Origin of the sequence: Desulfohalovibrio reitneri (assembly GCF_000711295.1) — a bacterium.
GTDB classification, from domain to species: Bacteria; Desulfobacterota; Desulfovibrionia; order Desulfovibrionales; family Desulfovibrionaceae; genus Desulfohalovibrio; species Desulfohalovibrio reitneri.
The window spans coordinates 751877-765488 of sequence record NZ_JOMJ01000003.1; the positions used below are offsets into that span (position 1 = coordinate 751877).

The window sequence follows — 13612 nt, forward strand, 5'->3', positions numbered from 1 at the left end:
GGGGTATCCTTGCCTCCGAAGGGGATTTCGCCTCGCGGTCGTTGCGGCACTCTACAGAAAACAATTGACGCATGGAAGCCCGGTGGAACCGCTGAACGCGTGGCATCCCGCCTCAAGTTGTCATTCCGGGAAGGGCGGTCTTGAACGCCCATGAAAAAGGGAGTATCAGGCCGCCATGTCCGACGCCTTGTCCGCAACGAGAGTTCCGTTGTTTTCCGGCCGCCGTGTGCTGGTGGTCGGCGATGTCATGCTCGACAGATATGTTTGGGGCGATGTTTCGCGCATTTCCCCGGAGGCCCCGGTGCAGGTGGTCCGGGTGGACCGCAAGAGCTACACTCTGGGCGGTGCGGGCAACGTGGCCGCAAACCTCGCCGCTCTGGGACTGGACGTGCAGTGTCTGGGCGTGCGCGGCAAGGACGAGGACGGCCGCTTGCTGGCGGAAAAGTTTGACGAGATCGGCGCCAAGGCGCATCTGGTTTACGAACCCATGCGGCCCACCACCGCCAAGACGCGTGTCATGGGCCGTGGACAGCAACTCATCCGTTTGGACGAGGAGGATGCCGGGCCGCTCTCCGCGGAGGTCCAGGACGCCCTGTTGCGGCAGGTTGAACGGAGTCTGCCGGAGTGCGGGGCGGTCATTGTTTCCGATTACGCCAAGGGCGTTTTCGCCGGCAACCTCGCCCAGCGGATCATAAACGTGGGGGCCGAGGTCGGGGTTCCTGTGCTGGTCGATCCCAAGGGAGCCGATTGGACGCGCTACCAGGGAGCTTTCTGTATTACCCCCAACACGGGCGAGTTCCAGCGGGTCGCCCAATTCGACCCCCGCGACGACTCCGACCTCGGCGAGCGCGCCTCAACCGCCATCCACGCCTTCAGCCTGTCCTGGCTGCTGGTAACACGCGGCGAGCGGGGGATGTCCCTGTTCGGCCGGGGGGGCGAGGCGCTGCATGTGCCAACCCAGGCCCGCGAGGTATTCGACGTCTCCGGCGCGGGCGACACTGTCATCGCCACCCTGGCCGCGGGAGTGGCGGCGGGGCTCTCCATGGAGGATTCCGCCAGGCTGGCCAATGCCGCGGCAGGTGTTGTCGTGGGCAAGGTGGGCACCCAACCCGTAACCCGGGCGGAACTGGAGGAAGCACTGGCCCTGGACGAGGGCGGCTGCGCGTACAAGATCCGCACCCGCGAAGCGGCCATGGAGGCGGTGCAGGGATGGAAACGCCAGGGAGAGAACGTCGTATTCACCAACGGCTGCTTCGACCTGCTTCACGTGGGCCACATCACTCTGTTGCACAAGGCTGCGGAGCTTGGCGACCGGCTGGTGGTCGGCCTCAACTCCGACGCTTCCGTACGGCGCCTCAAGGGGGAGACGCGTCCCATTCTGCCGGAAGCCGAACGAGCCTCCCTGCTGGCCGCCCTGCAGGACGTGGACATGGTGGTCATTTTCGACGAGGACACGCCACTGGAACTGCTCAACGCCCTCAAGCCAGACATACTGGTCAAGGGCGGGGACTATGTGCGGGAAACCGTTGTCGGCCACCAGGAAGTGGAAAGCTGGGGCGGACGGGTGGAGCTTATCTCCCTGGTGGACGGCAAGAGCACCAGTTCCATAATCGACCGTCTGCGGGGATGATTTCATTTTTCCCAGCCACCGCTTATCTTTTTTCTAGATTTCCTCTTGTCTTTGTGGGGCGGCGGGGGCTAGCCTGCGTGCTCACCACAAACGCCACGGAGGGGGAACCGTGCCGCAAGTCGCAGCCCGCATCAGCCAGAATCTCGAGGACCGCATCAAGGGGTATTTCAAGACCAAAGGGGCCGGAGCCGAGTTTCTCCTGCCCTGGGTGATCGATACGTTCGACCGGACGTTGGCCCAACTCAAAACGGAATTTTCCTCGCCGGAACTGAAAACCTTTCTCGAGGCCTACCGCGACCAGCGCATTCTTCCCGAGCATTGCCGACTGCCATATTTGCAACTGCGTATGCGGGAGGCGTGCGGGGAGGAATTGAAGAACACCATCCATGGAGCCGGGTGGCCCACCCTGGAGCGCAAGATCGACCGGCTGTCAGATGTGCAGGCCGCGACGCTCATGGTCTGGGCGGCCGCCTATTGGTCGAGCCCGGAGGCCGGGGAGGTTTCCATGGACGAGTACGTCCGCCCCCAGCCCTAGTCCGCTTCAACGGAAGGCCACGATGCCCCGTCTGCCGAGTTCCCGAAGGAAGGTGGACATGGAAACCTCCGCCTCCCTGGAGTGCAGGTCGTAGCGTTCGGCAAGCTTTTGGCTGAGTTCGGCCACGGAGGACTGGCCGTCGATCCAGGACCAGACCAGTTCCCCCATCTCATCCAATTGCAGTTTTTTCTGAATGGGTGAACCGTCCCAGATGCCCACCTTGCGGGCCATGCGGGCGAACCAGGGGTTGAGTGTGGTTGGGTAGGAGAGCACCAGGCCGTCGTCGCCGGATTCCTCCTCCACATCACGGTTGCGCACCGGCACCGAGGCCAGCGCCTCCTCACGCGGAATGGTCGGCTGAACCGGCTTTTTCTTGCGGAACAAGGACATAATTCATCCGTACCTCGCGCAGCAACTCGGCATCAAGTGGCGAGGCCGAGGCCGCCCGAAGGCAGAGGATGCGGTTGCTTCCTTCCGGACGCCAGGCTTCGAGCCGCTTGTACGGCTTGCGGCGGCCCAGGCGTCCGGCCAGCCGGAGTGGATAGGAGGGGGCGCGCCGGGGCTGCATGAGCAGGCCTTCCGGAGTCTCCGAGGCTTCGGTGTTCTTGAGAAACTCTCCGTACTGCTTTTCCAGAAAGCCATGCATGCCCTGCTTCAGCAGAACCTCGGCGGGACCGAAGCGGGACAGCTCGATCTCCGACTTCTTGGTTTGGAATGTCAGCCGGAAGAGTCCGGGCTGGAAAGCGTACGTCCCAAGTTCGTATCCTGCGGGCATGACCGCCCGGATGTCGTACAGCGCGAAGGGGATGTCGCTGCCATTTCCCGACATGTGCAATCCGGACAGGGCCTTTACCGCCTCGTCGCGGTAGGCGGTCCGCCACTGCGCGGCCAGGGCCGCGCCAGCCTTGGCGTCGTAAAGCAGGCAGCCCCCGCCGCGCTCGCCAGCCAGCTCCCAGGTGAAAAATATTCGGCTGTTCCAGCGTGAGGGAAAGCCTCCGGGCGGGTTGGCCTTTTTCAGGGAACCGCCCTGTTTGGCGGGGAATCCCCGAGCCATGCGCTTGAGGTGCTTGTCCGCGGCGAATCGGCCTCGGATGGGATTCCACTTGAGGTCCAGGGCGGGATGACCGGAGGGGCCGAGGGTCAGCGTTCGCTTGCCCATGGCCACGGGCTCCCAGGAGTCTGGCGTGGACAGGTCCACGCCATTCCAGGCCACGCGCATCAGTAGGCCATCTTGCCCAGGGACTTGAGGATGAGGGTGAAGCCCATTGCCAGCATGCCCATCAAGCCCATGCCGCAGGAGAATCCAGCCAGTAGAACAGGAGCGTACTGACGCCATTTTTTGCCGTATTTCTTCAGGAAATAGAAACGCCCCAGGATGGCGCCCAGCATCTCCAACAGGTGCCCGTGCGGTGTGGTCTGCCCTAGGCCACGCACCAGACCATATACCAGCAGCACCGGCAGCCCGAGCAGGTTGAGAATGAGATAGAGGACCACCCCCAGCCCCAAGCCCGCGCCCACGACCTCCGGACTGAGCGCCTGGAAGAAGGCGGAGTTGCCCTCGATGGTGGAGGTCTGCATGAGCAGCTGGTTGAGGGCCTGGAGGTGCCAGACCTCCTGGGCGTAGGGGAACTGGGCCGAGGGGATGGGCGCCAGTTGCCAGAGGAACTGGGAGAAAAGCAGGGAAGCGACGAAGACGATGGGCCAGGCGATGACCTCGGCCTTGATGACCCCGCGCAGCGAGGTCCCGGTAAGCTCGATCTGCCGGAACTGCACCGTGGCCTCGCCGTAGTTGTGGTACGGGATAGGGGCGTACCATATCTCAATGCCGGAATATCCGAAGTACTTGGCTCCGGCGATGAAACTCGCCTCCCGCACCATGGGCAGGTTGACCGCCTGGCCTGCGATGCCCTCCATGCGCGCCGTAATGTAGGAGATCACCGGCGTGTAGACGAAGCCGTAGAGGATGAAGAATATCCATGGAAAACCGGGAACGATGAACACGCAAATGAGGGTGTAGGAGATGGTCGAGAAGAAATAGATGCCGATGGAGAGCCAGAAATTGATGTCGCCCCGCTCCGGCCTCCCCCTGACGAGGTCTTTCCAGGATGCCTTGGGCTGGCCTCCCGTCCCCCGGAAGGACCTGACCACGTACCAAACGCCCACGGCCGCGATGGCCAGGCCGAGGCCGATGGAGAAGCTCATGTAGAAGTCGAAATTGTTGGCGAAGATGGTTTCCACCGTGCGCATGCCGGGATTCCATCTGGTGAGCAGGCCGTTTTCGTAGAGAATGGGGTTGGCGATGAAGGTCAGGATGACCCCGAGAAAACCGCCGAGGACGGCCCAGAAGGGCAGCACCATGCCGATGAAGATCAGCCCCAGGTCGAGTTGGATGCCTGTGGCCACGGCCGGCAGGACGTCCTCGGTGTATTGGGTCAGCTCAATCCAGGGTATGGGGATGAGGCGGATGGGCTCCATGAAGACTAGGCCGGACACCGCCGGTAAAAGCACATAGATGGCCCCGAAGGCAAGGCCGACCACACCTCCAATGGAAAAGACCCGCCATTTCCAGCTTGTTTCCTTGTCCTCTGTGGATTCGGCAAGGGCCATGGTGCCAAGCGCGGCCACCGGAGCCATGGGGAAGGGGAGCTTCTCCACGTCCGAGGTGATTCGGTACATGGCGTAGCCCAGGCCGAACTGGTCAATGCGCTGGATGAGCTGCGCACCGAACAGCAGCAGGATGGGCATGAGCCAGTCGCGGTGGAGGAAGGTCCGTTCCAGAAGCGATTCGCTGCCCGCCTGCGGGGCGATCCATTCCGGTATGAACTCCGTCAGCCCCAGCATCCGGGCGGCGTCCGACTGCACTAGGTATTGCTGCCAAAGCAGTCCCTGGAACGGTGAGGCCAGGGCCGCTCCCGCCATGTAGTAAAGGAGGAAGATTTCCTGCTGTTTGAGGGAGGTGTAGGAGCGCTTGGCGATCTCGGCGAAGAGGATGATGGTCACCCAGCGGGCGGCCGGGCCGATTCCCTGGCCGATGACCAGTTGCAGGTACATCGAGCCCGGCATCATCAAGAAGCCGATGAATACGGCTCCGATCAGGGTCTTCCAATCGAAGCCCTCTTCGAATTTCTCGGGCGGCTTCAGCAGGTCCCGATATTCTTGAAGTTCCTTGTCGTCGTGCATTCGCTCGTCCCGAATCAGTCAGGCAGGACCTGGTAGGTCAGGCCGGTCTCCATGCTGACCAGCGCCCATATGCCGCCCATGAGAAAGTCGCCCAGTATGAGGCCGAAGAACAGGAAGCGCACCTTGCGGTAGAGGTTGATGCCGCCGTAGCGCAGGCAGAGCTGATTGGCGGCCCAGCCCACCAGAAAGTTGAACCACAGGTAGCGCATGGCCGTTGAATAGATGACCAGGTAGCCGATGGGGTGCAGCGGCCACCAGTAGAAGCGGCGGTAGCAGAGGATGAGGGTGGTCATGACTAGGCCGCCGATGACGGCGAAGGTGATGACCCATTCCTGCGGGCCGAGGGGGGCGTCCACCAGCCGCTTGACGTTCTCGTACACGCTCATGGTGGTGCGCTGGGCCCAGATGAGTTCCAGTTCCCGCAGGCCGTACTTGTAGCAAAGGGCCAGCATGGCTGCGAAAGAGACCAGTACGCCGAGGAAGATGACGGCCATGACGCCGATGAGCAGCAGGCGGCGGTTGCGCACACGCTCGGAGATCTTGGCGCTGTGGATGAGCGAGGGCATGAGGGATTCGCGCAGATCCAGGAAAAGAACCTTTTGGGCCACCCCCGCCAGCAGCAGCCCCGCGCTGGAGAAGAACTTGGAGCCGAAGATGGCCAGCAGTCCGTCAATGGGCGCGGCCGTAAGGGTGAAGTAGGCTAGGCCGCCCTGGGTGATGACCCGGCTGGCCACCAGGGTTATGACCAGGAACATGCCCACAGTGACAACGGCCGGAAGCAGGTTCATGCCGAAATAGATGCACCATCCGGCCAGCAGGCCGAAGCCGATCACAAAGCCCCAGAAGGCGGTTCGCACCTCCATCCATTCGGATTCGCTGCGCTCCACTTTGCCTCGGCTGAAGGCGCTGCGCAGAATGAAGGCGATGTGTCCGCGTCCCAGCCAAAGGAGGAAAAGGAAGAAGATGCCGTAGGCGCCGATCATCTGGGTTTCTTCCACCATGGCCAGGGTTGGGCCGAAGGTCACGCCCAGGGCGGAGGAGGGCAGTCCCAGGCCCATGACATCGAACACGCCGAACATGAGCCCGCCCAGCAGGTAGAAGAACCACATGGAGAAGGAAATCTGCCTCGTGGTCAGGAAGGCGAAGCCGATGAACGCCGGGTAGATGTAGATGCGCAGCTTGTAGAAGCCGGAAAAGAGCCCGTACTTGGAGAAGTATTTGCCCGCGAAGATGAAGGTGGGGATCTGAGGAATCTGCGGGTAGAAATGGTTGAGCCCGTTGATGAGGTGCAGAAAGCAGGTCAGCCCCAGCCCGATGAGGAAATAGCGGTTGGTGAAGAAGTCCTTGAGGGCGTTCTGGTCGAAGTATTCGGTCATCAGCTGCGGCAGGCGCAGCAGAGGAAAGTTGACCCGCTCGTTCTCCACCCACTGCCTAGCCACCAAGTTGGTCAGGCAGATCATCACGAAGTAGGCCAGGAAGATGAACACGCCCCACCACAGGAAGGGGGCCACCCAGGCCGACAGCGGAGCGTTGGACAGCACCTCCAGGGGGCCCATGGTGATGCCGCCCTCGATGCCGTCGTACAATTGCTCCACCGCCTTGTTGTCCGCCGGGTAGAGCTTGTCCGGCAGCAGGGGGCCGAGTACTTCCCTGAAGCGGTTGCCCGGCGTGGCGAAGTGCAGGGGGACGGTGAGATTGAGCAGGAAGGTGCGGACAAGTCCCGTATAGGGGATGCCGGAGACCAGCACCATGAGTATCCAGGATACCAGCAGTTCCAGCCCGCGAAAGACCGGCGGCCGTCTGGTGAGCCAGGACAGTCCCGCGGTCAGCACCGTGAGCCAGATCATGATGAAGAAGGGAGCCAGGGGGAAGTGCCCGCCACCCAGCAGCGTGGCCCGCATGAGCATGTTGTTGTACGGGGTGGCCCAGGCGATGAGCAGGCCGCCCAGCACTCCGAGCAGCACGGCCCGCAGGCGTATGGAGTTTTGCGCAGCCATGGTCTAGCCGGTCCCCCTGGGATGTTCTTCCATGAATCTGTGCAGCACGTCCTCGTAGCTCTTTTGGGCCTGGGGTTCCAGCGAGCGCCAGACCAGAAGCTGTTTGCGGATGTCGTTGAGGAAGTTCTTGTTGATGCGACGCCAGACGCTGGCCTCGCCCGACTCGCGGGTGATGCGGATCTGGATCTCCAGGAAGCCTTCCTGCTCGGCCGAGGGGCAGAAGATCAGTTCCGTGGTCTGTTTGACTCCGAAGTCGAAGGGAGCCAGCCAGATGCGGGCGCGCAGGTTGAGGCAGGGGTCGCCGTCCCGTTCCTCCATGGCCTTGCGGCTCAGGGAGGGGTCCTTGGGCAGGGCGGGGCAGGCGAATGAGCAGCCGATGTCGTCGGCGCAGAAGAGGCCGTGGGTCACGTCCTGGTGGGCCATGTAGTAGTCCAGCAAAAATCCGCCGATGCATTCCTGCTCCGGGTACTTGAGCAGGAAGGGCAGGGTCATGAATACTTCGCTGCCTTCGCCCTCCGGCATGGTCCAGGAGCGGTTCACGTCCGGTATGGCGATGTCCGCGGCCACCTTGGAAGGATAGATGACCGAGATAAGCGTCACGGTGATGACCAGCAGCATGGCCGCCACTCCGGCCAGGGAGGAGTAGTTGGCCGTCATGCCGGACCACAGGGCTGTGCCAGCCAGGAAGGCGGCCGCGGTCTGAGCCAGCAGATAGCCTAGCACGGCCGAGATTACGGCGAAGGCCACCGCTTCGGCGATGAACAGGTAGGAAACGTGAGTGGGGGCCATGCCTATTGAAGTGTAAACCCCGATCTCCCGTTTGCGCTCGTACACGCTGGAGATCATGGTGTTGAGCACGATGAGCACGGCGATGATAAGGGGAATGACGATGTTGGGCACGCCGGAGTAATTGATGGCGTCGGCCGCGTGGTAGGTGTAGGTGCCGTCCGGACGGCCCGCGAACAGGGTCAGTCCGAAACGGTCCGTGAGGTGTCCTGCCAGTTCGGCCACGCTCTGGTCCTTGCCGGGCTTGACCGCGAAGCCTTTGACCTTGCCGCCCAAAGCCAGGGCCGCCTGGGAGGGGACGATGATGGTCTGGGAGCCACGCACGTGCTGGTAGCGGCTCTGGAAGGCGGAGATATCCTCGCCTGATTCGATCTCTTCCATCTCCGCCTCGGTGCGCTGGACCATGGTTTCCGAGGGATAGACCACGGGCGTGGGCGGTTCGCCGTCCAGGTCGGTGAAGGCGTCCAGCTTGTCCCCGTCGAAACACCCACTGACCTTGTAGGGAATGCCCCACAGTTCGACCGTGGCGCCTTGCGGAGCGGCAGGGTCAATGCCCAGCCTCTCGGCCAGGTCCGCCGGAAGCAGTGCGGACTCCACATCGCCCTTGCCGAACCAGGAGCCTCCCACCAGAATGCTGTCCAGGCCTGTGACCTCGGGCTCCCGCCAGGACATGCCAACCAGGCCCCTGGCCGTCTCCAGGTCCCCGGAGCGTCCTTCGCCCGGCTCCACTGGAATGAAGGCGGCCGTTGTGCGGTCCTCGTTCTCCAGCCAGACCCGGTCCGCAACCACGGCGCCGTCATGGAACTTGTTGCGGACGATGGAATCCGCCTCGCGCGGAAGATCGGCCCAGCCGAGGCCCTTCATCATGATGCCCTGGTAGGCGGCGGTGTCCGAGAAGAGCATGGCGCTCTCGCGGCGCACGGACTTGACCGCGGTAAAGCTCATGATTGTGAAAGTCAGGATGACCAGGGTGACGATGGTCAGGGACGTGCGGATCTTGCGGCGGCGTAGGTTGGTCACGCCGATGACGAAGGCCGCGGAGAAGGCCCGCAGACGGCTGACCTCCGAGGAGGTGATGTGCCCGGAACGCTTCTGGATCTTCTCCATCTCCTGCTCGAAACGGCGGAAGATGATGAGCGAGACGAAGGCGGATAGCCCCACGATGAAAAAGGCCAGCACGACCACCAGCGGCGAGTAGGTCAGTTGGAAGGCGGGGTGGACCGAGTAGATGACCGCGATGACCGCTGCGAGGATGACAAGAAAGCCGATGATGCGGCGGTGGATGTCCGCCGAGGCGAAGACGATGCGCTCTGCGCAGTAAGCAAAGGGCACGAACAGGGCCACGTAGAAGAGCACCCCGAAGAGTACGTCCTTCTGTGTGGCCTCCACGTCGTTGTAGACGCGCTCGGCCAGGGCCCATGATGTCCTGGAGTTTTCCAGGAAGGCGCTGTAACGCTTTTCCTCCAGGGCGCGGGTGGCTTCGGCCAGGTCGCGTTTGCCCCGTTGCTGCAATTCCCTGATGCGCTGGTTGACGATGCCGTGGGTCTCGAGGTTTTCGATGCGCGGATCGAGAAGGGACCACATGTCCATGGCCACGCGGTACTCCGTGGCCTTGATGCGCGGCCATTCCTTGGGCAGGTAGCCGGTTCCCCTGGGGCCCTCGCCCTTGGCCCCGGTGAGGATGAGCTTGCGTTTGAGCACCGTGTCCGAGAGGGTCATCTTCATTGGGATGCCCGTGGGCAGGTAGATGGAGGCCATGGTGGAGTCGCGGGTATCGATGCGCGAATACCAGTAGCGGATGGGTTCGGACTCCCGCCGCCCGTCGTACAGTTCCAGCTTGGTCATCCAGTTGAAGGTGCGCGGTTCAAGCAGGCCGAACAAGGTGATCTGGTCGGCGTTGAACATGACCACGTCGGTTTCCATCTGCCGCCGGTACATCTTCACCCGGTAGGAATCCTTGCCGGTGAGCGGCTTGTCGATGGCCCAGACGACCTCTCCGGTGCGCTCGTCGAAGCGGTACCCCTCCAGAACCATCTTGTGGTAGGTGTTCTTCTTGTCCGCGATGCCCGTGTAGCGGAACTGACCGGCTGTGTCGGCCATGGCGTAGAAGATGGCCGGTCCCTGGTAGGCCTGCACCACGGTGCCGGGGGCGGGCTGTTCCGCGAACAATTCCCCCTGCCGCTGCAGGTTGGCCCGGCCGATGAGTTCGGCCAGCCCATAGCGCGGCAGCTCCCAGTAGAGATTGTCCTCGACCGTGGCCAGGTGGCCCAGCAGTCCCTTGACCAGGGTTGTCTGCTTGCGCAGGGATTCGAAGTTCACTCTGTCCGGGGTGTCGTGGGGAGTGCCCCAAGTGGGCCGAGCGTCCTCGGTGGTGGCCAGGGTCAGGCCCAGGTAGCCGGCCAGGGCCGAGACTTCGCCGCCCATGAAGGGCTTGTCCAGGAAATAGGTTCGCCAGGGGCGCAGCCGCGAGGGCCGCAAGGTCTCCTGGTAGAGGTCCAGGCCCTGCTCCGCCTGTACCTTCTCCGCGCCGTCCTTCAGAATACGGGCGATGATGTTGTAATCGGGGTGGCGGTTGCGGTCGGGGCGTATGTCGTACATGAAGCCGTAGTCGAAGGCTCCCACGCCATGTCCGTGGCTGGAAAGGTGCAGAGAGACCATGACCGGGGTTTCGTGCCGGGCGAATACAGCCCGCGCCCTGCGCCCCGATTTGGCCGCTTCGAGCTGGGTCTGTGCGTCCTCGAAAGCCGCCCGTTGGTCTTTTATGGCATCTGGCCGGAATCCCTGCACGATCTCCAGGGCCTTTCCGGTGAGTTGAGCGAAAGAGCCGGTGGAGGCGATGTCCCGCAACAGCATGCGGCGGTTGACCAGCCTGTTGATTTCTTGGTCCTTGTCCTTGTTGCCTTGCAGCCGCAAACGCTGCAAGCGGGTGGAGATGGCGTCGATGGCATTGCGTACCCTGTAGTCCAGAGCCTCGCCCGCCAGTTCGGCGTCCCTGCCGGTCAGTTCCCGTAAGGGGACACCGGACCGAAGGACCTCCAGGCTGGCCTTGGCGCGTTGCGCACGCCGCTGTTGCTTGCGGACGATCTCCTTGAGACGCAGGGACTTGACCTTGACCGACCAGACGAAGTCGCGCCAGCCCGCCTGGGCATGTCCCTGCCCGGCCGAAGCCACTAGGACAACGCTGCGGGCGGGCGGGTTTTCCTTGAAGTATTTGGCCACTTCCAGCAGGGCGGCGATGGAGCAGGCCTCGTCCGCGCCGGGGGATTCGCCGGGCAGGTAGTTGGAGGAGTCGTAGAAGGCCTGCACGCCCAGCATCTGTTCCTTGAGCTGCGGGTCGGTGCCCTCGATGACCGCGTAGACGTTTTCCCCGCGTACCCGCTCCCAATTGATGCGGGAGCGCACCGTGGCCTCCGAGGCCAACTCTCCGGCAGGGGCTTGGCGGAAGTCGGGAAAGAGGGAGCGGAAGCGCTCGCCCTGCATGACGAAGATGGGGAACTGGACCGGTGTCAGTTCCTTCTTGTCCTCATAATATCCTTTGGGGTTGTCATTGAAATCCACCAGGATGCAGGCCCTGGCCCCCAGCATGGCAGCGTTTTTCCAGTGTTTGCCCGAAACCTGGTTCATAACCACGATGGCGTCTTCGATCCGGCGGCCGTTCATTTCGGCCAGGCTGCCCCCCTCTACCCAGATGAGGGGGCCGGAGTATCCCTCCGGAGGGATGGTCTGCGGAGTGACGGAGTTGTAGAGCAGGGGGTTGAGATCGATTTGCTCCCCGCGCGCCGGAAGCTCCAGGCTGGAGCCACGATGGACACGCTTGGGGTAGTGGAAAATCTGGCGGTCAGTTGAATAGCCCAGTTTCGTGAACACGGATTCCACGTGGTCGGCGGCCTTGGCCGCCCCCGGGCTGTCGAAGGAGCGGTCGCCCCACTGGCTGAACAACTCCACCGTGTCGCGCGTGTCGGCCCCGGCGTCCGTGGCCGCCAGGCCCAGTGCCAGGCAAGCCAGAAGAAGCAGACTGGCTACTCGTCTCATGCCCTGGCGGACACCTCGCCCACCTGGATGTCCAGGTCCTCGCGATTCTCGATCTTGTCTATCTTGCCGTCCACGATCCAGACCACCCGGTCGGAGACGTTGAGCATTTTGTAGTCGTGTGTGGCGGTGATGATGGTCACGCCGCGTTCCTGGCTGAGGTTCTTGAGCAACTCGATGATCTCCGCGCCCGTGGTCAGGTCCAGGTTGCCGGTGGGTTCGTCCGCCAGAATGATATTGGGGGAATTGGCCAGCGCGCGGGCCACGGCAACGCGCTGTTGCTGGCCGCCGGAGAGTTCCTGCGGCTTATGGTTGTAGCGTCCCTCCAGCCCCACCAGGTTGAGCAGCTCCACGCCCTTGTCCTGGGCGTCGTCCTCGTTCATGCCACCGAAGGTCATGGGAAGGGTGACGTTCTCCAGGGCGGTCATGACCTGGATGAGATTGAAGGTCTGGAAGATGTAGCCGATCTTGCGGTTGCGCAGCCAGGCCAGCTCAAAGGCGTCCAGCTGGGCGATGTCCACTTCGTCGATGAAGACCTTGCCCTCGGTTGGTTTGTCCAGTCCGCCGATCATGTTGAATAGTGTGGACTTGCCCGAGCCGGAGGGACCCATGATGGAGAGGTATTCCCCAGTACGCACTTCCAGGGAGACGCCCTTGAGGGCCTCCACCACGTGCTTGCCCATGGTGAAATTCTTCTTCACGTGGCTGACGCGAACGATGACGTGGCCTTCGGCCATGGAATCACTCCTCCGCCCGCATGGCCTCCACGGGGCGCATGCGGGCCGCGACCAGTGCGGGATAGAAAACGCCGATCAGGCTCAGCCCCAGGCCGATGCCCACGGAAGCCAACAGGGACAGAACGAAATCAAGGCCGGGCATATGGACCATGGCCGACCAGCCGAACCGAAGCAGGCCCACGAGAAGGCCAATCAGACCGCCCAGCACAGCTCCGATGAGCGCTCCGGCAACGCCCTGCATGCCCGCCTCCAGGAGGAAGAGGCGCAACACAAAGCTGTCCAGGGCGCCCAGGCATTTCATGGTCCCGATCTCCCGAAAGCGCTCGGTCACGGCCATGAGTTGCGCGTTGACGATGCCCACGGCGCAGACCAGCAGGGAAAGGACCACAATCCAGCGTGACTTGGCCCCGCTGCCGACGTCCTCCGCCCCGGTTGGGACGTCGAACCCGGCGTCTTCAAGTTGGAGGCGTATGTTTGGCAGGCCGGAGTCGAGCAAACCTGAGGCGATGTCCGCGGAAACCAGAATAAAGGACAGGAAGGCCACGGCCAGAACCAGGGTCATGACCGTGATGCAGTTGCGAAAGAACCGCACCTTGAGGCTTTTGATGCTGATGTCGAGGGATTTGCGAAAAGGAAGAACGACTTCCTTGCGCACATCCTGCTCGAACCCGCCGCCCTGGTTCGCGCTGTTCATTCGTCCATGCCGGGTTGGGTTGCC

Annotated in this window: 9 protein-coding genes; 2 read left to right on the forward strand and 7 right to left on the reverse strand. The window is 62.8% G+C overall.

Annotated elements, in window-relative coordinates; genetic code table 11:
* Positions 1 to 175 precede the first annotated feature (175 nt).
* Together hldE and N911_RS0104090 are read left to right on the forward strand one after the other, a co-directional pair.
* Positions 176 to 1630, forward strand: coding sequence for a bifunctional D-glycero-beta-D-manno-heptose-7-phosphate kinase/D-glycero-beta-D-manno-heptose 1-phosphate adenylyltransferase HldE (gene hldE, locus N911_RS0104085; protein WP_051693899.1), 1455 nt, complete (start codon positions 176 to 178; stop codon positions 1628 to 1630).
* A gap of 109 nt (positions 1631 to 1739) precedes the next feature.
* Entirely contained in the window at positions 1740 to 2165 is a 426-nt protein-coding gene (locus N911_RS0104090) for a hypothetical protein (RefSeq protein WP_029894612.1), read from the forward strand.
* A 6-nt stretch (positions 2166 to 2171) separates the two neighbouring features.
* On the opposite strand, the gene N911_RS0104095 is transcribed toward N911_RS0104090, so the two are convergent.
* Genes N911_RS0104095 through N911_RS0104125 form a run of 7 tightly spaced genes read right to left on the reverse strand, consistent with a single transcriptional unit; the run spans position 2172 to position 13588 of the window.
* Complete coding sequence (locus tag N911_RS0104095) at positions 2172 to 2555, reverse strand: PqqD family protein (RefSeq protein WP_029894614.1); 384 nt, start codon at positions 2553 to 2555, stop codon at positions 2172 to 2174.
* Positions 2506 to 3384: a hypothetical protein gene (locus N911_RS0104100; RefSeq protein WP_029894616.1), complete on the reverse strand. Its 879-nt coding sequence runs from the start codon at positions 3382 to 3384 to the stop codon at positions 2506 to 2508. Before N911_RS0104100 ends, N911_RS0104095 begins: the two co-directional genes overlap by 50 nt.
* On the reverse strand, positions 3384 to 5345 hold the full coding sequence (locus N911_RS0104105; protein ID WP_029894618.1) for an OPT family oligopeptide transporter: 1962 nt from the start codon (positions 5343 to 5345) through the stop codon (positions 3384 to 3386). Before N911_RS0104105 ends, N911_RS0104100 begins: the two co-directional genes overlap by 1 nt.
* A gap of 14 nt (positions 5346 to 5359) precedes the next feature.
* Positions 5360 to 7342, reverse strand: coding sequence for a DUF6785 family protein (locus tag N911_RS0104110; RefSeq protein ID WP_029894620.1), 1983 nt, complete (start codon positions 7340 to 7342; stop codon positions 5360 to 5362).
* Between the two features lie 3 nt (positions 7343 to 7345).
* Positions 7346 to 12160, reverse strand: a complete 4815-nt coding sequence (locus tag N911_RS0104115) for an FtsX-like permease family protein (protein ID WP_035104322.1) — start codon at positions 12158 to 12160, stop codon at positions 7346 to 7348.
* The gene (locus N911_RS0104120) at positions 12157 to 12894 is read right to left on the reverse strand and encodes an ABC transporter ATP-binding protein (RefSeq protein ID WP_029894624.1); all 738 of its coding nucleotides are present in this window, start codon (positions 12892 to 12894) and stop codon (positions 12157 to 12159) included. Before N911_RS0104120 ends, N911_RS0104115 begins: the two co-directional genes overlap by 4 nt.
* A gap of 4 nt (positions 12895 to 12898) precedes the next feature.
* A complete protein-coding gene (locus tag N911_RS0104125; protein ID WP_029894626.1) occupies positions 12899 to 13588 on the reverse strand; it encodes an ABC transporter permease in 690 nt (229 codons plus the stop codon).
* Positions 13589 to 13612 lie beyond the last annotated feature (24 nt).